Raw genomic sequence first — 25149 nt, forward strand, 5'->3', positions numbered from 1 at the left:
GCCGCGCCACGCGAGGACGCGAACCCGGCGAAGGCCCCCTCGGCTGCCGCCCGCCCCGGCTCCGGACCCGGTGCCGCCGACGGGCCCGCCCCCGGTGCGGATATCCGTGCGGACACCGGCTGCCGGCCCGCCCACGAGGACGGGACGACGCTGCTCGTCATCGCCAAGGAACCGGTGCCCGGGCGGGTGAAGACCAGGCTCACTCCCCCGTACACCCCCGCCGAGGCCGCCTCGCTCGCCGAGGCGTGCCTCGCCGACACGCTGCGCGCCGCGCTCGCCATGCCCGCCCGCCGCAGGGTGCTGGTGCTCGACGGGCGCCCCGGGCCATGGCTGCCGCCGGGATTCGAGGTGGTGCCGCAGTGCGACGGCGGTCTGGACGAACGGCTCGCCGCGGCCTTCGCCGCCTGCCGGGGCGCCGCCCTGCTGATCGGCATGGACACCCCCCAGGTGACCCCCGCACTCCTCGCCCCCGCGCTGAACCCGAACGGCTGGCACGACTGCGACGCCTGGTTCGGCCCGGCCGCCGACGGCGGCTTCTGGGCCTTGGGCCTGGCGCAACCGGACCCCGGTCTGCTGCGGGGCGTGCCGATGTCCACCGCCACCACCGGTGCCGCACAGCGGCGCCGGCTGACGGACGCGGGGCTGCGGGTGCGCGACCTGCCGATGCTGCGCGACGTGGACACGGCGGAGGACGCCGCACGCGTGGCGGCCGACGCCCCCGGCGGACAGTTCGCCCGGACCCTCGCCCGGCTGTCCCGGACCACCGCCCGATGAGCACGGCGGAGACGGTGCGAGACGGAGTCGTACACGACGGATCGGTACGCGAAGGAGCCGTACACGACGGATCGGTACGTGACGGATCGGTGCGTGAGCGGACTCCCGCTCGCCGTGCGGCGGCCCCCTGGCACGCCGACCCCTATGTCCGGGCGCTGCACGCGGGCCGAGGCCCGCTGTTCCTGCGCCGAGCCGACGGCTGGATGCTGCCCTTGGATGTCGAACGCTGGTGTGCGGACGCCGACGCGGCCGACCGGACGGTGCTGCGGCGCTGCCAGGGCCCGGCCCTCGACATCGGCTGCGGACCCGGTCGGCTGGTGGCCGCACTGGCCCTGCGCGGCCGCCCCTGCCTGGGCATCGACGTCAGCCAGGCCGCGGTCGCCCGGACGGTCCGTGCGGGTGGGCCCGCGCTGTGCCGCTCGGTCTTCGAACCGCTGCCCGGCGAGGGACGCTGGGGCACGGCACTGCTGATCGACGGCAACATCGGCATCGGCGGCGATCCGCAGGCACTCCTCGCGCGCGTCGCTCAACTCATAGCCCCCGACGGGCTGCTGCTGGTGGAGGCCGCGGCGGCCGATGTGGACGAGCGGGTGCGGGTGCGCGTGGACGACGGCCGGGGCGACATGGGAACGGCCTTCCCCTGGGCCCGGGTCGGCGTCCCGGCACTGCTGCACCACGCGCGCGCGGTGGGCTGGAACCCGGTCGAGCAATGGACCGCCCGGGACCGGAGCTTTGTGTCGCTGCGCCGCACACCGCCCCTGCCCCGATCCCCCACGGAGCGCTGAGCCGTGCCCGCATCGCCGCGCGGCCTGCCGCGGCCCGGCCGACTCGCCCGATGGACCGGCCGGGTGCCTGAACAGCGCTCCGGCCCGGGCCCTCGCCCACCGGCCCGCGACCGCCTCGCACCACCGCCTGACAGCGCGGACGAGCCCCGCCCGGCAGAGCGCCCCACCCGGGCCGCGCGGGGGCGGACCGCCCACCCGTGGATATCCCCGCTCGCGCTGGCCGCGCTGCTCGGCTCGCTGGTCGCCGTGCTCGCCCTGACCTTCCGCAGGGACGACTTCCACACCGCGCCCGGCACGCTCTCCCGCTGGTACGCCCTCGCCTGGGTGCTGTTCGCCGCGGCGGCGTGGACGGTCCGCCGCCTGGGCGCCCGCCAGGCCGCCGTCTTCGTGCTCGTGGGGAGCGCCGCGGTCGCCGCCACGGGCCTGCTCGGGCCGCCGCGCACCAGCACCGACGCCTACCGCTACGCCTGGGACGGACGTGTGCAGGCCGCGGGCATCTCCCCCTATGACCACGCGCCCGAGGACCCCGCGCTCGCTCCGCTGCGCGACCGCTGGCTCTTCCCGACGGGCTCCGCCTGCCGCGGCCCCGACCGCGCCCCCGTCCGCCCCGCGCCCGAACCTCCCGCGCCCGGCGCCTCCGGCCCCGCCGACTCGCAGTGCACCCGCCTCAACCGCCCCGCGGTCCATACGATCTATCCTCCCGTCGCAGAGGGCTATTTCCTTCTTGTACACCGCTCGGCGCCGTCAGGTTCCACTCTCCTCCCGCTGCAGACCGGCGGCGCGCTGCTGTCCGTCGCCACCACCGCCGTGCTGCTGGCCGCGACACGCCGCCGCCCCGATCCCCGCCTCGCCACCGCTCGCGCCGCGCTGTGGGCCTGGTGCCCGGCCGTGCCCGTGGAGGCGGTGAACAACGCCCACGTCGACGCGCTGGGCGTGCTGTTGACCGTCGCGGGCCTGGTCGCCGTCCCCCGCCGCCGCGCCCTGGGCGGCGTACTGCTCGGCGCGGCGATCGCGGCCAAGCTGCTGCCCGCCGTGACCCTGCCGGGCGCGCTCTCCGGCCTCCTCGCCACGAACCCCAAGACACCCAAGGCCCTCAAGACCCCCACCCTCAAAACCCCCAAGGCCCCTGAAAACGCCGGGAGTCCCGCCTCGCCGACCGCCCGGCTCCGCCGCCCCGCGGCAGCGGCCGTGCGCCCTGCCGCGGCGGTCGTGCTGCCCGCCGCGGCCGTCGTCGCGCTCGGCTACCTCCCGTACATCCTGCTCTCGCGCTCCTCCGTGCTCGGCTATCTCACCGGCTATGTGGCCGAGGAGGGGTACGAGACGGGCTCCACCGCCGCGGACGACAAGAACCGCTACGCACTGCTGCGTCTGCTCCACCCCGATCCGGAGAGCTGGGCCCTGCCGGTGGTCGCCGCCGTCCTGCTCGTGGTCGTCGCGTGGGTGCTGCTGCGCGGCGATCCCGGGCGGCCCTGGCGCGGCGCGCTGGTGGTGACCGGGACCGCGTTCCTGCTGATGACGCCGGGCTACCCCTGGTACGCGCTGCTGGTGGTGGCGCTGGTGGCCCTCGACGGGCGCTGGGAGTGGCTCGGCCTGCCGCTCGCGGGAGTCGCCCAGTATGTGACGGCCCGTGCGGTCGACGACGGCGCGTGGGTCGGGACGCTGGGGTACGCGGTCGCCGGTGCGGCGGTCATGGCCGGCTGGGCCGTGCGGGCCCGGCGGGCGGCTTCCGCTCCCCCGCCGCCGGAGCCCCACGCCGAGGCCCCGGGCGACGCCGCCACACCCGGATCGCCACCCGGATCGCCAGCCACACGGCCGAGGCGCCGAAGAGTCCCGCGGTGATCAGCAGCCAGCGCGGCCAGAAGACGTCGGCGCTCAGCCCGGTCGCGTTCTCGTAGCGGCGCTCCTGGCGGCCGAGGATCAGCGGGAACCACACCAGCAGAAGCAGCCCGGAGAGGAAGACGGGCACCCGCACATGGTTGATCCAGCGGGCCGCGGCCGGGAGCACGGTGCCCACGGCACGGTCGGCGAGCGCGTACAGCGGAAGCAGCACCAGGTCATGGAGGATCGCGGCGCCGACGATCCACAGCAGGATCCCGAACCAGTCGCCGCTCAGCAGCTTGAGCCCGGCGTAGCCGGTCAGCGCGAACGAGCACAGCAGCAGCACCAGCCGCAGCGGCGACTCCGGCTCCAGCCGCCGCGGCCCGAAGCGGCGCAGCGCGGCCCGCGGTCCGAAGCGGCGCAGCGCGGCCCGCGGTCCGAAGCGGCGCAGCGCTGCCTTCATACGGTCTCCTCCAAGCCCGCTCATACGGTCTCCCCCAAGCCCCCTCATGCGTCCTCCCCCATGCCCCTTCACGCGTTCTCCTCGAAGTCTCCGAAGGTCAGCCGGCCGACCCACTTGGTGTTGTGCACACCCGGGGCCCCGGGCACGATCACGCGCGCCGGATAGCCGTGGTCCGGCGACAGATCCGCGCCGTTGACCCGCAGGGCCAGCAGCGAGCGGGGGTCGCGGACCTGGACGTCGCTCAGCACGACGCGGCGGAAGGAGCCGTGCCGCTGCACCGACTCCACCAGGACCCTCGGCGGCCGGTCGGTATGCCCCACCAGCGCGGCGAGGTCGGCCAGCCGCACCCCGTCCCACCGCTGGTCGGTGGTGGACCATCCCTCCACACAGGCGATGGGCAGCGCCGCGCCGTGGCGCGGCAGCCGCAGCAGCTGCTCCCGGGTGAGGACGGTCTCGCGGCCCGTCGCACCGCGCACCGTCAGCCGCCAGTCGGGCCCGATGTCGCGGGCGCGGAGGCCGACGGCCATGGCGGTCTTGTTGATCTGGAAGCCGTTGGGCCCCGACCCCGGGTTGCGGCCGTGCGGCGCGAGGACGGCGGTCTCGCGCAGCGGGCCGCCGATGCTCTGACCGGCCGTCACCACCAGCAGCGCGAACGAGCCGGTGCCGACCATGGCGAGCGCGCCCCGCCGCGACATGGTGGGCGCGGCCGGTTGCGGGCTGACCAGGCCGGTCTCGTCCGGCGGCTCCGGCTTGGTGTCGCGGGCGCGGGTGCGCAGCTCGGCCCGCAGGTCGCGGCTGCGCAGCGCCCGCACCATGGCCGGGAACCGCAGCGCCACATGGACCACGAGGGCGGCGATGAAGATCCACGCCCCGTAGAAGTGCAGCGGGTAGAAGGACCCGGGGAAGATGTAGTCCAGCTGGACGTTGAGCACCCCGGTCGCGAACTCGAACAGCCCGCCGCCGACCAGCGCCAGCAGCGAGAGCCGCTCCAGCCCGTGCCCCACCGACCGCACCGGCGGCCAGGTGAACAGCTTGGGGATGACCGACCACAGCTTGGCCAGCAGCACCGGGACGAGCACGATCCCGAGGGTGACGTGCACGCCCTGGTTGACGCGGTAGAGCCAGGAGGGGTTGGTCGGCCAGGTGAAGAGATAGAAGCCGAGCAGCCCCTTGTCCGGGGTCTCGTCGTTGACCGGGGACAGGTCGGGGTTGTAGGCGGCGTACGAGAGCAGTCCGGTCACGAAGAGCACGGGCAGGCCGAAGAGCAGGATCACGCCGAAGACGGACGTCAGCCAGGGGCCGCGCAGGGGACTGCGCCACAGCGCGCGGCGGTCACGGTGGGTACGGGGAGGGTGGCTCATGGCATGACGGTAGGGCGGCCGCGCCGCGTTCCGGGGCCTTGAGCCCATGACGAAACGGTGACGTCAGCCGCCCCGGCCGCGAGGATCTGACGGTCCGGTGACATCGCGCGGCGCGGCGGACCGGAGGCGGGCTTCACGACGTAGCGTGACGTCGTGAAACTCCCTCTCCCCAGCGGCATCGACACCCGGGCCGTCGAGAACGAGAAGCGGACCGGCCGCCGCCGGGACGTGCTCGCCGCCGCTGCCGCCGCCCTGCTCTTCGCCGTCGCCGCCGTCGTCGGCACCCTGATCCAGCGGGCCGATCACTCGCTGTACGTCGACTGGGCGCCGCTGTACGCCGACTGGCTGCCCCATGTGGGCCCCGGTACGCCCGCCGCCCTGGCCGTCGCCGCGGCGGTCGTCGTCCACGGCCCCCGGCTCGCGGTGCGGCTGCCGTGGCGCGGGCTGCTGGGGGCCGTCTGGGCGGCGTCCATGACCTGGATCTGGTCACTGGCCCTGGTCGACGGATGGCAGCGGGGGGTGGCGGGGCGGCTGACCGCGCGCCACGAATATCTGCGCGGCGTGGACCGGTTCCACGACATCGGCGCGGCCCTGCGCGGCTTCACCGGCCACATTCTGCTCACCCAGCCCGACCACTGGCCCGCCCATATCGCGGGCCATCCGCCGGGCGCCGTGCTCACCTTCGTGGGCCTGGACCGGCTGGGCCTGGGCGGCGGCGCCTGGGCGGGGGCCTTCTGCATCACGGTGGGCGGCTCGGCGGCGGTGGCGATCCTGGTCACGCTGCGCGCCCTGGGGCAGGAGCGGGCCGCGCGCACCGCCGCCCCGTTCCTGGCCCTGGCGCCCGGGGCGGTCTGGGTGGGCGCCTCGGCCGACGGCTATTTCGCGGCCGTCGCGGCCTGGGGGCTCGCGCTGCTGGCGCTCGCGGCGACGCGTACGGTCCGGGCGCCCGGGGCGGTCGCGTTCGGCTCCGGGCTGCTGCTGGGGCTGACGGCCTATCTCTCGTACGGGCTGACGCTGCTGGCGCTGCCCGCCGTCGCCGTGCTCCTGCTCGCCCGTACCGCGCGGCCGCTGCCCTTCGCGCTGATGGGGGCGGCGGTGGTGGCCGGGGCGTTCACGCTGACCGGCTTCCAGTGGTGGGAGGGGTACTCGCTGCTGGTCGAGCGCTACTACCAGGGCGTGGCCTCGGACCGTCCGTACGTGTACTGGGTCTGGGCCAATCTGGCCGTCGCGACGGTGGTCGCCGGTCCGGCCGGTGTCGCGGGCGTGCGGCGCATGCTGTCGGCGGTGCCGGACACCGTAAGGCGGCTGCGGCCGGGCGGTCCGGGCGCCCCGGACGGGCTCGTGGTGCTGACCTTCGCCGTGCTGCTGGCGCTCGCCGTGGCCGATCTGTCCGGGATGAGCAAGGCCGAGACGGAGCGGATCTGGCTTCCCTTCCTGGTCTGGCTGCTGCCCACCGCGGCGCTGCTGCCCGCTGTTGATCGCCGCCGCTGGCTTGTGGCCCAGGCGTGTCTCGGACTGCTCGTCAACCACCTGCTTTTGACCGGTTGGTGAGGAGACCGATGTGAAGGGCACGTGATACTTCTGTGATACTGAGGGGGACGTACATCTGTACTGTTGCCAGGGGGCGGGACCCGTGAAGGCGCTGAAGATCGTGAAAGCGTTGAAGGCTTTAAACGCGAAGAACGCCTATGGCGTGGCCGCGCCCATAGGCGCGCTCACGGCCGTGGCCGTCGTGGTGGCGCTGCTGATAGCCCTCACCTCGCCGGGGGACTCGGGCGGCGCACAGGGCGGGGATCTCCCCGCCGCCGCGGCCTCTCCCAAGTCGGACCGGGTCCCCAGGGAGCCCAAGAAGAAGGACAAGTACGCCCACTGGGACGGCAAGGTCAAGGTGCTCGGGGACGGCTCCACGTCCTACACCGGACCGCAGCCGCATCAGCTCAAGCCCGAGAAGCTCAAACCGGGTGAGAAGCCCCCGCAGTTCGTGGTCTTCTCCTGGGACGGCGCGCTGGAGAACGACGACCACCTCTTCTCCCGCTTCCGCCAGGTGGCCAAGGAGAGCGACGCCACGATGACGTTCTTCCTGAGCGGCATGTATCTGCTGCCCAAGGCGAAGAGCGACCTCTATCACCCGCCCCAGCACAAGCCGGGCTCGGCCGCCATATCCTTCCCGACCGACGAGCACATCAGGGAGACCCTGGAGCAGCTGAGCGGGGCCTGGCAGGACGGCAATGAGATCGGCTCGCACTTCAACGGCCACTTCTGCGGCGCCAAGGGCGGACAGGACTGGTCCCCCCAGGAGTGGAAGAGCGAAACGGAGCAGGCCTACTCCTTTGTGAAGCACTGGAAGACCAACACCGGCTTCACCGACATCAAGCCGCTGCCGTTCGACTACGACGTGGAGCTGGTGGGCGGGCGCGCGCCGTGCCTGGAGGGCCAGAAGACGCTGATTCCGGCCATCAAGTCCCTCGGCTGGCGCTATGACGCGAGCTCCCCGGGCGACTTCCAGATATGGCCGTCCAAGATCGACGGGATCTGGAACTTCCCGCTGCAGCTGGTGCCGTACCCGGAGAGCGAGAAGCAGGTCCTCTCGATGGACTTCAACTTCCTCTTCAACCAGTCCGGTGACAGCACCGAGGGCGATCCGGCCAAGTACACGGAGTGGGAGCGGCTGACCCGCGAGGGCTATCTGAACGGCTTCGAGCGGGCCTACAACGGCAGCCGGGCGCCGCTGTTCATCGGCAACCACTTCGAGACCTGGAACGGCGGCATCTATATGCAGGCCATCGAGGACGTGATGCGGAGCGTCTGCCGCCGCGACGGGGTGCGGTGCGTGTCGTTCAAGCAGCTCGCCGACTGGCTGGACGCCCAGGACCCGAAGGTCCTGGCGAAGCTGCGGATGCTGGACCCGGCGGAATCGCCGGACTGGTCCACGTACACCAAGACCAAGTAGCCGGGACGGCAGTCCTGTTGCCGGGCTTCCCCCGGAGCGTGTTCCACCGGGGCCTGTTCCGTCGGGACCTGTTCCGTCGGGGCGTGTTCCGCCGGGGCCTATTCCGCCGCCCGGTCCGTCATATAGCTCTTCCAGATGTCCAGCGGGTAGCTGTCGCCCGAGGTGTCCGTGGTCTCCCCGCCCATCCCCTTGAGCGGCATCAGCTCCTGCGACTTGGGGTCCACCCGGGACAGCGAGACCGCCGTCGACAGCTTCTTGGTGTAGCCGACGAACCAGGCGGAGTTGCCGTCCTGCGCCGTGCCCGCCTTACCGGCCACGTCACCACCGGCCGCCGCGGCCCCGCGCGCCGCGCCCTCCGGGCTCTGGACGGCACCGCGCAGCGCCTCGTCCACCTCCGCCGCGACCGCCGGGCTGAAGGCCCGCCTGGCGCTGTCCTTGCGCAGCTCGAGCCGCTGCCCGCCGTGGGTGAGCCCGCTCACCGAGTACGGCGCGTAGTGGGTGCCCTCGGCGGCGAACGTGCCGTAGGCGCTGGCCATACGGATCGAGCTGGGCGTCGCGGTGCCGAGCGAGAACGCGGGCACCCGCGCGCCGAAGCTGCTGGGCAGCATCCCCGCGTCGATGGACGCCTGCCGGACCCGGTCCAGGCCGACGTCCATGCCCAGCTGGATCATCGGGGTGTTGATGGACCGCACGATCGCCTGGCGCAGGGAGACCTGCCCATAGGAGGTGTCACCGTCGTTGCTGGCCCGCACGATCTTGCCGCTGCGGTCCCAGTACGGCCCCTCGGGCGTATGCACCGCGATCTTGTTGTCGCCGTCGTAGAGCGTCGAGGGGGTCACGGGCGTCCGCTCCCCGTTGCGCTTCAGCAGAACGCCGTCGCGCAGCGCGGCCGCGTAGACGAAGGGGGTGAAGGAGGTGCCGGCCGGGACGTTGGAGGCGTTCGCGTCGTTGAATCCCTGCTCGAGATAGCCGGGGCCGCCGTACAGCGCGCGTATCGCGCCGCCGGGGGCCACCGAGGCGGCGCCGATCCGCACATGGCGGTCCTCGGGGCGATGCTCGGGATCGAGGGTGTCCCGGGTCTTCTTCACCGCCTTGGCCAGAGCCTGGACCTTCGGCTTCTCGAAGGTGGTGTGAATCTGATAGCCGCCCAGGTCGAAATCGGCGTCGGATATCTCGGTATGGGAGCTCACATACGCCTTGGCCGTCTCCACCAGATAGCCGACCTGGCCGGTGAGCCCGGCCGACTTGGGCGGCGCCTTGGGCTCGGGGAACGACGTATAGCGGGCCCGCTCGGACCGGGAGAGCTTTCCGATGTCGACCATCCGGTCCAGCACCCACTTCCAGCGGTCGACGGCCCGCTTGTGGTTCTTGGCGCTGAGCGTCGGATCGAATGTCCCGGCGCCCTTGAGCAGCGAGGCGAGCAACGCGCCCTCGCTCGCGTTGAGTTCCGAGACGTCCTTGCCGTAGTACGCGTACGCCGCCCGCTGAATGCCGTAACTGCCGCGCCCGAACCAGCTGGTGTTCAGATAGCGCTGCAGGATCTCCCGCTTGCTCATCCGGTCGTCCAGCTTGATGGCCATGAACATCTCGGTGAGCTTGCGGGAAAATGTCTGGCGCTGATTCAGATAGGCATTCTTCACATACTGCTGGGTGATCGTGGAGCCGCCCTGGGTCTCACCGCCCGTCACCATCCGCGTCACGGCGCGCATCAGACCGCTCGGGGACACTCCGCTGTCGGAGTAGAAACTGGCGTTCTCGGCAGCGAGCACCGCCCACTGGACATCCTGCGGCACCTTGTCCAGCGGCACCTCCTGCCGGTTGACCGGACCGGTGCGGGCCATCTCGCTGCCGTCCGCCCAGTAGTAGACGTTGTCCTGCTGGGTGGCGAAGTCGTTCAGGTTCTTGGGTATGTCGGTCTGCAGATACAGATAGCTCAGCAGACCGGTCAGACTGCCGAGGCAGAAGAGGAACAGGAGGGTGATCTGACGCCACGACGGCAGCCAGCGCCCCACACCACGCCGGCCCGCCCGGGGGTAGTCCAGCCGGACCCGCGCGGCCGCCCAGCGGCGCAGCCGCATCCCCCGGCTCCCCGAGGACGGCTTTCGGCGGTGCTTGCGGTGCTTCCCCATGGCGTTGTCGCTGCTGCCCAGCACGTGTTTTCCCCCACGCTCGCTCCGCGCGCGGGCGCGGCACAAAGGTGTGATCTTCCATCCCCCCGGACCAGACGATCCTATTTTCCCCTCTGAACGTCTGTCGCCACAGGGCCCCAATTTTTTGTAACAGTGACCATATTCAGCGACACCACCCACCCGGTGACCTTTCGCACCGCCCGGACCACCCCCGCCGACGGCCCCGCGTACGCCCCTCCGGCGCGATGCCGCGAAGCTCAAATGAAGCTCTGAACCACGGGCCCAGGGGATTCGTCCTCCTTCTACGGGGTCATCACCCCGGCACGCGAGAACAACACCGCGGGGGACGCGGTACGCAACGAGGAGGGGGAGCCATGGTGCGCCTCGGTACCGGAATCGGCTGGCGACCGGAGATCGCCGACGACATCGAGCGACTGCCCGGCATCGACTGGGTCGAGGTGGTGGCGGAGAACATCTGCCCCGACCATGTGCCGGACGCGCTCCAGCGGCTGCGCGAGCGCGGGACCACGGTGGTCCCGCACGGGGTGTCGCTCGGCCTCGGCGGAGCCGAGCGGCCCGACCCCGGCCGCCTCGAGGCGCTGGCCGAACGGGCCGAGGCGCTGGGCTCGCCGCTGGTCACCGAGCACATCGCGTTCGTCAGGGCCGGGGGCCCGCTGACCGCGTCACCGGCCATCGAGGCCGGGCATCTGCTGCCGGTGCCGCGGACCCGTGACGCGCTGGACGTGCTGTGCGAGAACGTGCGCATCGCACAGGACGCGCTGCCGGTGCCGCTCGCGGTGGAGAACATCGCGGCGCTGATCTCCTGGCCCGGCGAGGAGATGACCGAGGGCCAGTTCCTGGCCGAGCTCGTGGAGCGCACGGGGGTGCGGCTGCTCATCGACGTGGCCAATCTGCACACCAACCACGTCAACCGGGGCGAGGACCCGGCCAAGGCGCTGGACGAGCTGCCCACGTCGGCGATCGCCTACGTCCATGTGGCGGGCGGGGTGGAGAAGGACGGGGTGTGGCACGACAGCCACGCCCATCCGGTGACCCAGCCGGTGCTCGACGTCCTCGCCGAACTGTGCGCCCGTACGGCACCGCCCGGCGTACTGCTGGAGCGCGACGAGGACTTCCCGGCGGCCGGGGAGCTGGCGGGCGAGCTGGACGCGATCCGCGGGGTGATGGCGGCGGGGGTTGCGGGGGCGGCCGGCGTTCCGGTGAGGGCCTCCGCCGCGCCCGAGGCCCCCGTCCCGGACGCCGTCCGGGAGCGGCTGGCGCTCGCTCAGACCTCGCTGCTGTCCGCGCTGGTCGGGGGCACCCCGCCGCCCGAGGGCTTCGACCGGCGGCGGCTGCGGGTGCAGAGCGCGGCGCTGACGGCCAAGCGGGCGTCCGTGGTAGCCAAGGTGGCCCCGGAGCTGCCGGAGATCCTGGGCACCGGCTACCGCCCGGCGTTCGCGCGGTACGCCGACGGCCGCCCGATGACCGGCGGCTACCGCCGCGACGCGCTGGCGTTCGCCGAGCATCTGCTGGCGGACGGAGGGCCAGAGGACCAGGCGGCCCGGCGCCGCCTGACGCTCTGGTGGCAGGAACGGTCCGGGCCCGCGCCCCTGGCGTCCCATCCGGCGGCGCGGCTGGCCCGCCGGGTCCGGCTCGCGCTGAGCGGGCGGCGAGCGGCATGAGCGCGGCGGTGATCCTGGTCTACGCGGCCGTCGCCCTGTCGTCGGCGGTGCTCATCACCGGCACGGTCCGGGCCCGGCGCGGGGGGCCGTGGGGCCGGTGGACGGCCGGGCGTATGACCTGCTGGAGGCCGCGTTCCTGGCGGGCGGGCCGGGCCGGATGGCGGACACCGTGATCAGCGCGATGTACGCGGACGGGCGGCTGGCGATCGGCGACCCCGGAGTGGTCTCGGTGCGGCAGCCGATCGCGCGCGGCCCGGTCGAGGAGGACCTGCTGCGGCTGTGTGCCATCGCCCCGCACGGCGGCCTGAAGTGGCTGCGCCGGGAGCTGATGCGCAGTCCGGCGGTGCAGGCGATCGGCGACCGGCTGGCGGGGCGCGGGCTGATGGTGCGGCCGGGCGCCCTCCGGGGCTGGCGGCGCGCGGCACGGACGCAGAACACACTCTGCGCGGTGGGCATCTTCCTGGGCATCATGATGAGCGTCGGCTCCACGACCGACGGCGGAGTTCCGCTGATCTTCGCGATCGCCCCCGCGCTCTTCACCGGCTTCCTCATCGGCGGAATCTGCGCGGGTGCGGCCAAAGGGCGGCTGACCGCCGCCGGGAAGCGGGCGCTGGCGGCGTACCGAAGGGAGTCGGGGGTCGGCGAACGGCGGCACGCCCTGTCCGTCGGCCATCCGGCGACGGTCCCCGTCACGGTGGTCGTCGCGCTGACCGGGGCGGCCGCCCTGACGGACGATCCGCTGCTGCGGAAGCAACTGCTGGACGCGCAGAAGGTGCCGGCCGGTTCGGGGTCGTCGACCGACTCGGGGTCGTCGGGCACCTCGGACTCCGGCGGTGGATCGTGGTGCGGAGGGGGCGGCTCCGGCTGCGGAGGCTCCTCGTGCGGCGGCTCGTCCTGCGGCGGGGGCGGGGGGTCGTCGTGCGGCGGCTCGTCGGGGTCGAGCTGCGGCGGGGGCGGAGGATGCGGCGGGGGCGGCTGAGCCGCCTTACGACGGGCCGGTTGCCCCCGGGAACACCGGAAGGTCCGGGAGGTCGGCGCGCGAGCCGCAGCCCCGGGCGAGTCGTTCATATCGTGAAAACAATGGCGCAAGGGCGGTCGGGTCCAGTAGAACTCGGCCATGTTGTGGGTCCTTTTCCTGCTCGTCGCGTGGGGCGCGGCGGTTGTCAGCTGCACACGTCTGTGCCTGGCGGCCGTCGCCGCCGCCCAGCCGCTGGACCCCGATCCGGTGGCGGACGCGAAGGGTCTGAACCTGTACGAGGCGGCGTTCCTGTCCGGCGGTCCGCGGCGGGTGGGCGATCTGGTCCTCGTCACGATGTACCGCGAACGCCGACTGCTGCTGGCCCACACCGGCTGGGTCACCGTCGTGGTCCCGGACGGGCGGGACGAGCTGGAGCGGTCCGTGATCACCGCGATAGGGCCGGAGGGCCAGTCCCCGGTGCGGCCGGTGCGGACCGCGCTCGCCACCGCCGACCCCGTACGGGCGCTGGGCGACCGGCTGGTGGCGGCGGGGCTCGCGGTGCCCGCCTCGGCGCGTACGAATGTGGCGGTCGCGGTGCGGCACGTGCGGGCGGCCTGCGCGCTGGTGCTGGCGATGGCGGTCGCCGCGCTGCTGCTGGTGCCGCCCGCGGCGGGGCGCGGTCCGGTGGCCTCGTGGTTCATGCTGCCCCTGCTGCTGACGGTGAGCTGTCTGCTGATCGCCCGGGTCGAGGCGCATCCGTACTCGCGGTGGGCCTCCCCCGCCGGTCAGCTGCTGCTGGGCCGGATCGACGTGCCCCCGCGGCGGACCCTCGCCCAGCGCTCCGGCGGCGGCCCGGACGGCGATGACGACGACGGCGAGGTGCTCACCGCGCTCGCGGTGCACGGCACCGCCGCCCTCCCCGACCGGGCGCTGCGCGCGGCGCTGAAGGGGCATTGGGGTCATTGACCCCGACACCGCATCCCGGTGCTTTACATGGTCATCCGCCGCGCCAAATATCCCTTTCATTGCGCGATGCACGACGCGATGCCCGAAGGGATGGCCAGTGAGAACAGCAGCGCTGTACGGCATCCTCGGCCCGCTGTCCCTGTCGCTGGCCATGAGCGCGCTGCTCGCGACCCCCGCCACCGGCCGCCCGCTCGCCGCGTCCACCGCCCGCGCCGCCACGCCGGCCGCCGCGTCCCTCCCGTCCACCCCGTCCACCCCGTCCGCCACGGCCCCGGCCGGTGCGGCGGGCGCCCCGCTCAGGGGCCCGGCCTCCCCCACGACCCGTTCGGCCTCCGCCGTCCCCGCCGCGCCCGCCTGGAGCTCCTGGTCCGGCTCGCCCGCCACCGCCACCACGGCCGCGGTCCCGCCCGGTGACGCGGCCGCGGCGCGCGGGGTGACGCTCGCCGCCCGGCGCGCGGCCGAGCGCGGTATCGCCTTCCGCCACTGCCCCCGCGCCGAGGCCCTGGCCGCCCCCATCACCTGCGGAAAGGTCTCCGTCCCGCTCGACTACGCCCGTCCCCGCGGCAAGCACATCAGCCTGACCGTCAGCCGGATCCGGGCCACCGGCCCCAAGGCGAGGCGTCAGGGGGCCCTGGTCTACAACCCCGGCGGACCGGGCGCCTCCGGTATGGCGTTCCCCGAGTACGCGGCCGAGGGAGCCTTCCGCCGCCTGGCCGCCGCCTACGACTTCGTCGGCTACGCCCCACGGGGCGTCGGCCGTTCCGCGCCGCTGTCCTGCCAGCGGCCGTCGGCCTACGCCAAGGCGCCGACCAGCTCCCCGCCGCACCCCACCGCCGCCTTCAAACGGCGGCTGGTGGCGCGGGCGCGCGCCTACGTCCGGGGCTGTGTGCGCCGCGCGGGCCGCGCGCTCGCGCACTACACCACCCTGAACAACGCCCGCGATCTGGAGGTGCTGCGCGCGGCACTGGGCCAGCGGCGGCTCACCTTCGTGGGCGCCTCGTACGGCACGTACTACGGGGCCGTGTACGCCACGCTCTTCCCGGGGCGGGTGCGCCGGATGGTCTTCGACAGTGTGGTCAACCCGGCCCCCTGGCGGATCTGGTACCGCGACAACCTCGACCAGTCGGTGGCCTTCGAGCGGCGCTGGCGGGACTGGCGCCGCTGGGTCGCCCGGCACCACGCCGTCTACCACCTGGGCACCACCGATGCCCGGGTGCTCGCCTCGTACGAGAAGGCGCGGCGGCGGCTGGGGCACAAGCCGGCGGGCGGGGTCGTGGGCACCGCCCAGCTCCAGAGCGCGTTCCTGCGGACCGGCTACAACGACGCCTACTGGGATCCGGCCGCCCGGGCGCTGGCCGCCTATCTGCACCGGGACCCCGAGCCGCTGATCGCGCTCGCCGCGCCCGATCCGGCGCAGGCGGCCGACGACGAGAACGGCAACGCCGTCTACACCGCCGTGGAGTGCAACGACGCGCCCTGGCCGCGCACCTGGGCCACCTGGAACCGCGACAACACCGCCCTCGCCCGCCGCGCGCCCTTCGAGACCTGGGACAACGTGGCGATGAACCTGCCGTGCGCCTTCTGGCCGCTGAAGCCCGGCCGCCCCCTCGACGTGGGGCACTTGGAGGCCGTGGGCCCCCGGACGGGGCGGGTCGCACTGCCGCCGGTGCTGCTGCTCTCGGCGGAGCGGGACGCGGCCACCCCGTACGCGGGGGCGAAGGAGCTGTGGCACCGGCTGCCCGGCTCCTCGCTGGTGACCGAGCGGAAGGCGGGCACCCACGGGGTGTGGGGCGGGCCGAACACGTGCGTCAACCGCCATGTGGACACGTATCTGCTGACCGGGAGGACGCCGGGCCGGTCCGCCTCCTGCGCCCCGCGCCCGGAACCCGTACCGCTTCCGGCACCGGCCCCGCTGCCCGAGTCGGGCAAGCAGCCGGCCGCGATCCCGGGCACGCCGTAGGAGGGTCCCGGTGACGCCTGCGGCGGGCTGCTTTCCCCTCCCCGCCCCTTCCCGAAACCGGGGCTCCGCCCCGGACCCCGGGCGCGTCGCACGTGGCGCGATCGGCGCCCCGGCCGGTCAGCCGACCGCGACGACGGTCGGCTCCTCGCCCCGGGATCCAGGGGCGGAGCCCCTGCCACGCGGCGGAGTCCGCCGGACAACCCCGTAAGAGCGTCAGGCCAGACCGGCGACGAGTTCGGAGACCGCCTTGCGCCGCCCGGTGTAGAACGGCACCTCCTCGCGCACATGGCGGCGCGCCTCGGAGGCGCGCAGATGGCGCATCAGGTCGACGATCCGGTGCAGCTCGTCCGCCTCGAAGGCCAGGATCCACTCGTAGTCGCCGAGCGAGAAGGACGCGACCGTGTTGGCGCGCACATCGGGGTAGCCGCGCGCCATCTTGCCGTGGTCCGCGAGCATCCGGCGGCGGTCCTCGTCGGGCAGCAGGTACCAGTCGTAGGAGCGGACGAACGGGTAGACGCTGACGTACTCGCGCGGGTTCTCGTCGGCGAGGAACGCCGGGATGTGGGCCTTGTTGAACTCGGCCGGGCGGTGCAGCGCCATGTTGGACCACACCGGCTCCAGGGCGCGCCCCAGCCGGGTGCGGCGGAAGAGGTTGTACGCCTCCTGGAGGGCGTCGGAGGTCTCCGAGTGCCACCAGATCATGACGTCCGCGTCGGCGCGCAGCCCGGACACGTCGTAGGTGCCGCGCACGGTGACGTCCTTGGCGGCGAGCTGGGAGAAGAGCTCCTCGACCTCGTCGGCGTAGCCGGTGCGGTCCTCCGGCAGCACATCGCGCAGCCGGAACACCGACCACAGGGTGTAGCGGATGACCTCGTTGAGGTCCTTGGCCTTCTTACCGGCGTTGGGAGTCTTCTCAGGTGCAGCAGTCATGGCCCTATTCTCGCTCTCCGGCTCCGGAGCCCGGCTCCAGGGTGGCCGCCGGGGCGCCCAGCAGTTCTTCGGCCGCCTTACGGGCGCTGCCGACGCACGCCGGGATGCCCACCCCGTCGTAGAGCGCGCCGCACACCCCCAGCCCCGGCACCTTGGCGACCTCGGCGCGGATGCGGGCCACCCGGTCGAGATGGCCCACCGGGTACTGCGGCAGTCCGCCGTCCCAGCGGTCCACCCGGCTCGCGACGGGCCGGGCCGTCAGGCCGACGGCCTCGTCGAGGTCGGCGAGCGACATCCTTACCAGGTCGGCGTCGTCCCGCTTCAGATCCGCCTCGTCGTCAAACCGCCCGATCGAGGTACGCAGCACGAAGAGATCGGGCCCGGCGTCCCGCAGCCAGCCCCATTTGCGGCTGGAGAAGGTCGCCGCCTTGATCGTCCGGCCGTCGACCGGCGGCACCAGGAAGCCGCTGCGTTCGGCGAGCGCGTCCACGCCGGTGAGCGCGTCGCGCCGGAAGGCCATGGTGACCAGCGCCATCGAGGCGTAGTCGACGGTGGCCAGCTCGGTGGAGGCGGCCGGGGCCTCGGCGGCCAGCAGCCGGGCGGCGGCGGGCGCGGGGACTGCCAGCACCACGGCGTCGGCCGTCACCACGGGCGGGCCGTCCGTGCCGTCCACGGCGAGGGTCCAGCCGTCGGCGGTGCGCCGCAGCTCCCGTACGGGCGCCCCGGTGCGGATCTCGCCGCCCGCGGCCCGTACGGCGTCGGCGACCGCGAGCGGCAGCCGGCCGATCCCGCCGTCGATGCCCATGAACACCGCGCCGTCCTGCCGCCGGGCGGCGCGCTCGGCCAGCTCCCGGACGCCCTCGGTCAGCGGGCCTCCGGAACGGGCCACGTCGAAGAGGGTGGGGACCGAGGCGCGCATCGAGGTGCGGTACACATCGCCCGCGTAGACCCCGCCCAGCAGCGGTTCGACCAGCCGGTCCACCACCTCGCGGCCGAGCCGCGCCGCGAGGTACTCGCCGAGCGCCACGTCCTCGCCGACCGGTGTGGGCGGCAGCTCCCGGTCGCGGGCGATCCGGGCCAGCCCCTCCTCCGAGATCACCCCGGAGGCGGCCAGCGGCGCCAGATCGCCGGGGACGCCCATCACATGGCCCTTGGGCATCGGGCGCAGCCCGCCGCGCGTCCAGAGGGAGGCGGTCGCGGTCGCGGGCGGCTGCAGCCGGTCGCCGAGGCCCACGGCGCGCGCCAGCTCGACGCCTTCCGGGCGGCGGGCGAGCATCGACTCGGCCCCGAGGTCGACCGGTACGCCCTCGATCTCCCCCGCGCGCAGCTTGCCGCCGAGCCGTTCCGATGCCTCCAGGAGCGTCACCCGCGCCCCGCCGTCCAGCAGTCGGTGAGCGGCCGCGAGGCCCGCGATTCCGCCGCCGATGACCACGACATGGCCGCTGCGTCCCGGCCCCGGGGTGTTCGCCGCTCTCATGCCCCCACTCTCTCACCCGCCCCCAGGGCGTGATGTGCCGAGGCCGTCGCCAGGTCGGCCTCGATCCGGGCCGCGGTGACGCGCAGCGCCGGGAGGAGTTCGCGGCGGGCGCTCTCGGCGGTGCCGCGGCCGGCGTGGGTCGCCACGTTGAGCGCGGCGATCACGCGTCCGCGCGCGTCCCGTACGGGCACGGCGAGCGAGCGCAGCCCCTCCTCCAGCTCCTGGTCGACCAGGGCGTGTCCCTCCGCCGCCGCGCGCTCCACGACGCGCGCCAGCTCGGCCACGTCGGTCACGGTGTGCCGGGTCAGCGGCCTGGGCCGCACCCCGGCGAGATGGGCGGCCCGGGCGTCGGCGTCCAGGCCCGCGAGCAGCACCCGGCCCATGGAGGTCGCGTAGGCGGGGAAGTGGGTGCCGATGGTGATGTTGACGCTCATGATGCGGACGGTGGGGACACGCGCGATATAGCGGATGTCGCCGCCGTCGAGGACGGCCAGCGAGGCCGACTCATGGACGGTGCGGACCAGTTCGCGCAGATGTGGCTGGGCGATGTCGGTGAAGCCGAGCTCGGCGAGGGGGGCGTAGCCGAGCTCCAGCACGCGCGGCAGCGGGCGGAAGGCCCTGCCGTCGGCCTCCACGTACCCCAGCTCGACGAGGGTGAGCAGCGAGCGCCGGGCGGTGGCCCGCGCCAGCCCGGTGGCCTCCGCGACGGCGCTGAGCGTCATTCCTCCGCCCCGGCCGCCGGCCGCCGTGGCGGCCTCGCCCCGGCCCGCGCCCTCCGCCCCGCCCAGTGCCCGCAGGACGGCCAGTCCGCGCGCGAGCGACTGCAGGAACCCCGCCCCCAGTTCCCGCTTGGCCATCCGCGCGGGGTCCTCGCCCAGGGCCGCCGGCGCCCCGTCCGGGGTGCCCCACACGCGGTCGGCGGCCGGGCGTGGCCGCCGGGCCGCCAACGCCGCCTCCATCGCCGGGACTTCCGCACCCAGCGGCCCCAGCACCGCCGCCCGCAGCGAGTCCACGTCATGGCGGCTGGTGTGGCTGACCACGTTGACCGTGCAGGCGATACGGCCCGAGGCGTCCCGTACCGGAACGGAGACCGCCACCAGGCCCGGCTCGATCAGCTGGTCGTCGGCGGCCCAGCCGTCGTGGGCGGCCTCCTTGACGCGGGCCTCGAAGTCGCCGTCGGAGGCGGGCCGGTGGCGCGGCGGGACGGCGGGGAAGGAGGTGTCCAGGGGGTCCTCGGCGCGGCGGGCGCGCCAGGCGGCCCAGTCGGCCCCGGACCACTCCGCGGCGAAGAGCGCGCCGGGGGAACAGCGCTCGGCGGGCAGCAGATCGCCGATGCGGAAGGCGAGGGACATGGTGCGGCGGCGGGTCATCTGGACGACGAAGCGCACCCCGTCGCCGTCGGGGACGGCGACCGAGACCGACTCGTCGAGCCCGTCCGCGAGCCGCTGGGCGAACGGGCCGAGCGCGGCGGGCAGTCCGCTCGCTGACAGATACGCGTTGCCCAGCTCCATCAGCCGGACCGACAGGCCGATGTCGCGCCCGTCGAGCGTCACGTATCCGAGCTGTTCGAGGGTGCCCACCACGCGGTCGACCACGGACCGGGCGAGCCCCGTGCCGCGGACGAGATCGCCGGGGCGGACCGTCGTCCGCCCCTCGTGCGCGGCCAGCCGGGACAGCTCGCGCAGCACGGCGAGGCCGCGCTCGAGAGGCCCGACGGGGCCATTGACAGGTGGTGGCACCGGGCTGAAACTCATCACCAGCAGATTATGAACGAAGTTTCACTCAGCGAACAAGTGCCGAGTCGCTTGGACCACCACAGCGAGGGGACGATGTGATGCGCACGACCGTCGGCATCATCGGCGGCGGGCCCGCCGGACTGCTGCTCGCCCGTCTGCTGCACCGCGCCGGGATCGACTGCGTGGTGCTGGAGAGCCGGGACCGGGCGTATGCCGAGCGGCGCCAGCGGGCCGGGATCCTGGAGCAGGGCACCGTGGATGTGCTGCGGGAGTGCGGCGCGGGCGGGCGCCTGGACCGCGAGGGACTGCCCCACCAGGGCATCGAGCTGCGCTTCGAGGGCCGCGGTCACCGCGTGGACTTCCCCTCCGCCACCGGCGGCAAGTCGGTGATGGTCTACGCCCAGACCGAGATCGTCAAGGACCTGATCGCGCTCCAGCTGGAGGAGCCGGGCGGTCCCCCGCTGCTGTTCGAGGCCGAGGCGCTGGCCATCGAGAAGCCGGACTCCGCCGCCCCCGTGATCCGCTTCCGCCACCGAGGCCGCGAGCAGACCCTGACCTGCGACTACGTGGCGGGCTGCGACGGCTTCCACGGCATCGCCCGGCGGGCGCTCCCCGCCGACCGGGTCCGCACCTTCGAGCACACCTACCCCTACTCCTGGCTCGGTGTGCTGGCCGATGTGGCGCCGTCCTGCGATGAGCTGATCTACGCCCGCCATCGGCGCGGCTTCGCCCTGCACAGCATGCGCTCCCCCCAGGTCTCCCGGCTCTACCTCCAGGTGCCCAACCACACCGATCCGGGCGACTGGTCCCACGAGCGGATCTGGGACGAGCTGTCGGCCCGCTTCGCGCTCGACGGGGACTGGACGCTGGAGCGCGGCCCGATCACCGCCACCTCGCTCACCCCGATGCGCAGCTTCGTCCAGGAGCCGATGCGCCACGGGCGGCTCTTCCTGGCCGGCGACGCGGCGCATATCGTGCCGCCCACCGGCGCCAAGGGGCTCAATCTGGCCGTCACCGACGTGATCACGCTGGCCCGCGCCCTGATCCACCACCAGGAGACCGGCTCCCCCGAGCTGCTGGACGGCTATTCGCGGACCTGTCTGCGCCGGGTGTGGCAGGCCGAGCGGTTCTCGTACTTCATGACGGACACGCTCCACCGCCGCCCGGACGAGAGCCCGTTCGAGGACCGGGTGCGGCTCGCGCGGCTGGAGCGGATCGCCTCCTCCCCCACCGCCTCCGCCGAGCTCGCCGAGAACTACGTCGGCCTCCCGCTGTCATGACGGCCCCGGGCCCGCTCACCCCCATGAGCCCACCGGGCTCCAGCGCCCCCGTCGGCCCGGACGCGAGCCGCTCGGTCGCGGGCCGGATGCTGGCGGTCCTCGACGCGTTCGACGCCTCGCACCGCTCGCTGTCCCTCACCGCCCTCGCCCGGCGCGCCGGGCTGCCGCTGGCCACCGCGCACCGGCTGGTCGCCTCGCTCACCCGCTGGGGCGCCCTGGAGCGCGACGCCACCGGGGCGTACCACATCGGGCTGCGGCTGTGGGAAGTGGCGACGCTCTCGCCGCGCGGGGTCGGGGTGCGCGAGGCGGCGCTGCCGTTCATGGAGGACCTGTACGAGGCCACCCACGAGAACGTCCAGCTCGCCGTGCGGGACGGCCTGGAAGTGGTCTATGTCGAGCTGATCTCCGGACACTCCGCGGTCCAGGTGCGCACCCGGGTCGGCAGCCGCTGGCCGCTGCACGCGACCGGCGTCGGTCTCGTACTGCTCGCGTACGGGCCGCCACGGCTGTACGAGCGGGTGTGCGCCCGCCCGCTGCGCCGCTACACCGACCTGACCATCCAGGACCCGCACCGGCTGCGGGCCACCCTCGCCGAGGTGCGGCGCACCGGGATCGCGGTCAGCGACCGGCAGATCACCATGGACGGGCTGTCCATCGCCGCCCCGGTGCGCGGACCGCGCGGGGAGGTGGTGGCCTCGCTGTCGGTGGTGGTGCCGGCCGCGGAGGGGCGGGCGCCCGGGCTGGTCCCGGCCGTGCGGGTCGCCGCACACGGCATCTCCCGTACCCTCGCCGCCGCCCTGGGGCAAGAGCCCGTCGCGGAGGCTTCCGGTCGGTGAAAGACCCATGAGCGCGCCTTGCCGAGGCCGATATCCGGCCACATTCTGTCTGGCACATACCGAGCCGCCGAGTCCGAACGCCCAGGCCCGAAGGGGGACATGGAGACATGCCCGAAGTGACCGCAGAGCCCACCGCGCAGGGGCGGGAGGCGCCCCGGGGCGGCTGGCAGCCGTACCACACCCTGTGGGCCATGCTGCTGGGCGGCTGGCTCTTCTCGTACGCCGACCGCACCATCACCGGCCCGGTCGTCACCTGGCTGATCGAGCACGACCACGCCATGCTGGGCTCCGCCAGCCATCCGCACGCGCTCGGCGGCCTGATCGGCAGCCTCTTCTTCGCGGGCTACATGCTGACCCAGTTCCCCGGCGGCTACCTCGGCGACCGCTTCGGGCACCGCACCATGCTCGCGGTCTCGCTGCTGTGGGCGGGGGTCGCGACCCTCGCCAGCGGCCTGATGACCGGGCTGATCGCCTTCGTCGTGCTGCGGGTGCTGACCGGCCTCGGCGAGGGCGTCTTCTACTCCAACGACCGCTCGCTGATCGCCCAGCGCACCCCGCCCGCCAAGGCCGGTCTCGGCATGGGCGTCGCGATCACGGGACTGGCCATCGGGCTGACGATCGCGACCATCAGCGCGCCGTACCTGATCGACTGGGGCGGGGAGGTGCTCGGCGAGGAGGACGCCTGGCGGATGCCGTTCCTGGTGCTGGGCGGTGCGACGCTGGCGTTCGGCTGGGTCACGGCGGTCTATATGCGCCGCATCGGCGGTCCGCTCAAGGCCACCGGTTCCACCCTGCGGCTGCTGGGCATCTCGGCGGTGCTGTGCGCCGCGGTCATGGCGGTCTATCTGATCGCCGACGGGGCGGGGATGCCGAGCTGGGGCGTGGCCGTCCTGGAGTGCGTGCTGGCGTTCCTGCTCATCGGGGCGATCTTCGCCCGGCGGAGCAGCAACCTGGGCTCGGTCTCCCGGAACCGCAATGTGCTGCTGCTCAGCTTCGCCTTCATCGCGGTCATGTGGAATCTGTGGTTCTTCAGCTTCTGGTCGGTGTCGATCGTCGCGGACGCCGCCCACAGCTCGTTCCAGAACGCCGCACTGGTGGCCACCTTCAACGCGGGCGCGGGCATCCTCGGCTTCCCGGCCGGGGGCCGGCTCTCGGACCGGGCGAAGGCCCGGGGCTGGGGGCGGCGGCCGCTGCTGATCGCGTTCACCGTGGTCCAGGGCGTGCTGGTGCTGGTGTTCGCCGCCTATCTGCAGGCCAATGAGAAGCCCTCCCTCTGGGTGATGTCCATCCTGCTCTTCGTGACCAGCCTGTTCTTCAACGCCCTCCAGCCGATGGCGCACGCGCTGCTCAACGATGTGGTCGACGGGGCCGAACGCGGCGCGGCCTTCGGCCTGTTCAACCTGGTCGGGGAGATCGGCGCGGTGGTCAGCCCGGCCCTCAGCGGCACCCTCTTCGACCACTACGGCAGCTGGACGCACGCGGTCTACATCGACGGCGCGCTGATGCTCGCCAGCGCCGGGCTGTATGTGCTGATCCGGGAGAACACCTCGCCCGCATAGGTTGGTCCCCAATAGCCGGACATCCAGTGGCGGAGGGGCATACATGGCGGCGGCACGACGCATGGTGGTCATCGGGGGCGACGCGGCGGGCATGTCCGCCGCGTCACGGGCCCGCAGGCTCAAGAGCCGGAGCGAGCTGGAGATCCTCGCCTTGGAGCGCGGCGAGTTCACCTCGTACTCGGCCTGCGGCATCCCCTACTGGGTCGGCGGGGTGGTGGACGGCCCCGACGAGCTGATCGCCCGTACGCCCGAGACCCACCAGGGCCGCGGGATCGACGTACGGACGCACACCGAGGTCGTCGAGATCGACCTCGCCGGGCAGCGCGTCCTGGCGCGGGACGTCGACCCGCACGGCAAGGGCGACGAGCACTGGCACGGCTTCGACGACCTGGTCATCGCGACCGGCGCCCGGCCGCGCCGCCCCGACATGCCCGGGATCGACGCCCCCGGCGTCCACGGGGTGCAGACCCTGGAGCACGGGCGGGCCCTGCTGGAGACCCTGGAGGCAACCCGGGTCGAACGCGCGGTCGTGATCGGCGCCGGCTACATCGGGGTGGAGATGGCCGAGGCGCTCATCCAGCGCGGCTGCCAGGTCACCGTCCTGGAGCGCGGTGAGCAGCCGATGTCCACGCTCGACCCGGACATGGGACGGCTGGTGCGCGACGCGATGTCGGGGCTCGGCATCGACACCGTGACCGGCGCGGAGGTCACCGAGGTGATCACCGGCGAGGACGGCCGGGTGCGGGCCGTGGCCACCAAGGTCAGCGAATACCCCGCCGACCTCGTGGTCCTGGGCCTCGGCGTGGCCCCCGAGACCACGCTCGCCCAGGAGGCCGGGCTGCCGGTGGGCCCTTACGGCGGCCTGCTGACCGATCTGGCCATGCGCGTGCGCGGTTACGACAACATCTGGGCGGGCGGCGACTGTGTGGAGGTCCTCGACCTGGTCTCCGGCCGCACCCGGCACATTCCGCTGGGCACCCACGCCAACAAGCACGGGCAGGTCATCGGCGCCAACGTGGGCGGCGACTACGCGACCTTCCCCGGCGTCGTCGGCACGGCGGTCAGCAAGGTCTGCGATCTGGAGATCGCCCGCACCGGACTGCTGGAGGCCGAAGCCCACGCCGTGGGGCTGAAGTTCGAGGCGGTCACCATCGAGTCGACCAGCCGGGCCGGGTACTACCCGGACAGCCGCCCGATGACGGTGAAGATGCTCGCCGAGCAACGCACGGGACGGCTGCTCGGCACCCAGATCGTCGGCCGCGAGGGCGCGGGCAAGCGAGTCGACATTGCGGCGGTCGCACTGACCGCCGGGATGACGGTGGAGCAGATGACGGCCCTGGACCTGGGCTACGCCCCGCCGTTCTCCCCGGTGTGGGACCCGATCCTGGTAGCGGCACGCAAGGCGGCGGGAACGGTGAAGAGCAGCCCGTCCGGCGCTTGAGGAGCGGACAACCCGCCCCTCCGCCGAAAACCCAGCTCCTCCGC

The 25149-nt window shown here is 73.5% G+C and carries 18 protein-coding genes; 13 read left to right on the forward strand and 5 right to left on the reverse strand.

Annotation, left to right across the window (positions count from 1 at the left end; translation table 11 throughout):
- Positions 1 to 102 precede the first annotated feature (102 nt).
- From J8403_RS12055 to J8403_RS12065, 3 genes are all read left to right on the forward strand, one after another.
- Entirely contained in the window at positions 103 to 774 is a 672-nt protein-coding gene (locus J8403_RS12055; RefSeq protein WP_211128208.1) for a TIGR04282 family arsenosugar biosynthesis glycosyltransferase, read from the forward strand.
- On the forward strand, positions 771 to 1559 hold the full coding sequence (locus J8403_RS12060; protein WP_246585814.1) for a methyltransferase domain-containing protein: 789 nt from the start codon (positions 771 to 773) through the stop codon (positions 1557 to 1559). The genes J8403_RS12055 and J8403_RS12060 overlap by 4 nt, the downstream gene beginning before the upstream one ends.
- 201 nt (positions 1560 to 1760) lie before the next feature.
- A complete protein-coding gene (locus tag J8403_RS12065; RefSeq protein ID WP_211128209.1) occupies positions 1761 to 3398 on the forward strand; it encodes a glycosyltransferase 87 family protein in 1638 nt (545 codons plus the stop codon).
- Between the two features lie 510 nt (positions 3399 to 3908).
- On the opposite strand, the gene J8403_RS12075 is transcribed toward J8403_RS12065, so the two are convergent.
- Complete coding sequence (locus tag J8403_RS12075) at positions 3909 to 5201, reverse strand: molybdopterin-dependent oxidoreductase (protein ID WP_211123195.1); 1293 nt, start codon at positions 5199 to 5201, stop codon at positions 3909 to 3911.
- A 153-nt stretch (positions 5202 to 5354) separates the two neighbouring features.
- Here J8403_RS12075 and J8403_RS12080 point away from each other — a divergent pair, with 153 nt between their 5' ends.
- Positions 5355 to 6752, forward strand: coding sequence for a hypothetical protein (locus J8403_RS12080; RefSeq protein WP_211123196.1), 1398 nt, complete (start codon positions 5355 to 5357; stop codon positions 6750 to 6752).
- Between the two features lie 142 nt (positions 6753 to 6894).
- Positions 6895 to 8151 carry a polysaccharide deacetylase family protein gene (locus tag J8403_RS12085; RefSeq protein WP_425519894.1) on the forward strand — a complete coding sequence of 419 codons (1257 nt, stop codon included), beginning with the start codon at positions 6895 to 6897 and terminating at the stop codon, positions 8149 to 8151.
- A 98-nt stretch (positions 8152 to 8249) separates the two neighbouring features.
- Here J8403_RS12085 and J8403_RS12090 read toward each other — a convergent pair whose 3' ends face one another.
- Positions 8250 to 10229 carry a transglycosylase domain-containing protein gene (locus J8403_RS12090; protein ID WP_211128210.1) on the reverse strand — a complete coding sequence of 660 codons (1980 nt, stop codon included), beginning with the start codon at positions 10227 to 10229 and terminating at the stop codon, positions 8250 to 8252.
- A gap of 425 nt (positions 10230 to 10654) precedes the next feature.
- Between J8403_RS12090 and J8403_RS12095 the strand changes: the two genes are divergently transcribed.
- From J8403_RS12095 to J8403_RS12110, 4 genes are all read left to right on the forward strand, one after another.
- A complete protein-coding gene (locus J8403_RS12095) occupies positions 10655 to 11962 on the forward strand; it encodes an MbnB/TglH/ChrH family RiPP precursor modification enzyme (protein ID WP_211123198.1) in 1308 nt (435 codons plus the stop codon).
- 97 nt (positions 11963 to 12059) lie between these two features.
- A complete protein-coding gene (locus J8403_RS12100) occupies positions 12060 to 12941 on the forward strand; it encodes a TIGR04222 domain-containing membrane protein (protein WP_246585815.1) in 882 nt (293 codons plus the stop codon).
- Between the two features lie 138 nt (positions 12942 to 13079).
- A complete protein-coding gene (locus tag J8403_RS12105; RefSeq protein WP_211123199.1) occupies positions 13080 to 13886 on the forward strand; it encodes a TIGR04222 domain-containing membrane protein in 807 nt (268 codons plus the stop codon).
- 97 nt (positions 13887 to 13983) lie between these two features.
- A complete protein-coding gene (locus J8403_RS12110; RefSeq protein ID WP_211123200.1) occupies positions 13984 to 15846 on the forward strand; it encodes an alpha/beta hydrolase in 1863 nt (620 codons plus the stop codon).
- Positions 15847 to 16059: 213 nt separating this feature from the next.
- Here J8403_RS12110 and hemQ read toward each other — a convergent pair whose 3' ends face one another.
- The 3 genes from hemQ to J8403_RS12125 are packed head-to-tail and all read right to left on the reverse strand — an operon-like array spanning position 16060 to position 20007.
- Positions 16060 to 16776, reverse strand: coding sequence for a hydrogen peroxide-dependent heme synthase (gene hemQ / locus J8403_RS12115; protein ID WP_211123201.1), 717 nt, complete (start codon positions 16774 to 16776; stop codon positions 16060 to 16062).
- Positions 16777 to 16780: 4 nt separating this feature from the next.
- Complete coding sequence (gene hemG / locus J8403_RS12120; protein WP_211123202.1) at positions 16781 to 18253, reverse strand: protoporphyrinogen oxidase; 1473 nt, start codon at positions 18251 to 18253, stop codon at positions 16781 to 16783.
- The gene (locus J8403_RS12125) at positions 18250 to 20007 is read right to left on the reverse strand and encodes an IclR family transcriptional regulator domain-containing protein (RefSeq protein WP_211123203.1); all 1758 of its coding nucleotides are present in this window, start codon (positions 20005 to 20007) and stop codon (positions 18250 to 18252) included. The genes hemG and J8403_RS12125 overlap by 4 nt, the downstream gene beginning before the upstream one ends.
- An 80-nt stretch (positions 20008 to 20087) precedes the next feature.
- Here J8403_RS12125 and J8403_RS12130 point away from each other — a divergent pair, with 80 nt between their 5' ends.
- The 4 genes from J8403_RS12130 (at position 20088) to J8403_RS12145 (ending at position 25105) form a co-directional block, all read left to right on the forward strand.
- Positions 20088 to 21269 carry a 4-hydroxybenzoate 3-monooxygenase gene (locus tag J8403_RS12130; RefSeq protein WP_211123204.1) on the forward strand — a complete coding sequence of 394 codons (1182 nt, stop codon included), beginning with the start codon at positions 20088 to 20090 and terminating at the stop codon, positions 21267 to 21269.
- Between the two features lie 23 nt (positions 21270 to 21292).
- Positions 21293 to 22105 carry an IclR family transcriptional regulator gene (locus J8403_RS12135; RefSeq protein WP_211123205.1) on the forward strand — a complete coding sequence of 271 codons (813 nt, stop codon included), beginning with the start codon at positions 21293 to 21295 and terminating at the stop codon, positions 22103 to 22105.
- Between the two features lie 107 nt (positions 22106 to 22212).
- Positions 22213 to 23664 carry an MFS transporter gene (locus J8403_RS12140; RefSeq protein WP_211123206.1) on the forward strand — a complete coding sequence of 484 codons (1452 nt, stop codon included), beginning with the start codon at positions 22213 to 22215 and terminating at the stop codon, positions 23662 to 23664.
- 43 nt (positions 23665 to 23707) lie between these two features.
- Positions 23708 to 25105 (forward strand): FAD-dependent oxidoreductase, encoded by a 1398-nt coding sequence (locus tag J8403_RS12145; RefSeq protein ID WP_211123207.1) that lies wholly within the window; start codon positions 23708 to 23710, stop codon positions 25103 to 25105.
- The last annotated feature ends 44 nt before the right edge of the window (positions 25106 to 25149 follow it).

The organism is Streptomyces yatensis, assembly GCF_018069625.1.
In the GTDB taxonomy this organism is placed as follows: Bacteria; Actinomycetota; Actinomycetes; order Streptomycetales; family Streptomycetaceae; genus Streptomyces; species Streptomyces yatensis.

What these genes read in the sequence shown, in the direction of transcription:
- J8403_RS12060 (WP_246585814.1), top strand. Translation starts at nt 771, where the DNA reads ATGAGCACGGCGGAGACGGTGCGAGACGGAGTCGTACACGACGGATCG.
- J8403_RS12075 (WP_211123195.1), bottom strand. Translation starts at nt 5,201, where the DNA reads ATGAGCCACCCTCCCCGTACCCACCGTGACCGCCGCGCGCTGTGGCGC.
- J8403_RS12090 (WP_211128210.1), bottom strand. Translation starts at nt 10,229, where the DNA reads ATGCGGCTGCGCCGCTGGGCGGCCGCGCGGGTCCGGCTGGACTACCCC.
- J8403_RS12095 (WP_211123198.1), top strand. Translation starts at nt 10,655, where the DNA reads ATGGTGCGCCTCGGTACCGGAATCGGCTGGCGACCGGAGATCGCCGAC.
- J8403_RS12105 (WP_211123199.1), top strand. Translation starts at nt 13,080, where the DNA reads ATGTTGTGGGTCCTTTTCCTGCTCGTCGCGTGGGGCGCGGCGGTTGTC.
- hemQ (WP_211123201.1), bottom strand. Translation starts at nt 16,776, where the DNA reads ATGACTGCTGCACCTGAGAAGACTCCCAACGCCGGTAAGAAGGCCAAG.
- hemG (WP_211123202.1), bottom strand. Translation starts at nt 18,253, where the DNA reads ATGAGAGCGGCGAACACCCCGGGGCCGGGACGCAGCGGCCATGTCGTG.
- J8403_RS12125 (WP_211123203.1), bottom strand. Translation starts at nt 20,007, where the DNA reads ATGAGTTTCAGCCCGGTGCCACCACCTGTCAATGGCCCCGTCGGGCCT.
- J8403_RS12130 (WP_211123204.1), top strand. Translation starts at nt 20,088, where the DNA reads ATGCGCACGACCGTCGGCATCATCGGCGGCGGGCCCGCCGGACTGCTG.
- J8403_RS12135 (WP_211123205.1), top strand. Translation starts at nt 21,293, where the DNA reads ATGAGCCCACCGGGCTCCAGCGCCCCCGTCGGCCCGGACGCGAGCCGC.
- J8403_RS12140 (WP_211123206.1), top strand. Translation starts at nt 22,213, where the DNA reads ATGCCCGAAGTGACCGCAGAGCCCACCGCGCAGGGGCGGGAGGCGCCC.
- J8403_RS12145 (WP_211123207.1), top strand. Translation starts at nt 23,708, where the DNA reads ATGGCGGCGGCACGACGCATGGTGGTCATCGGGGGCGACGCGGCGGGC.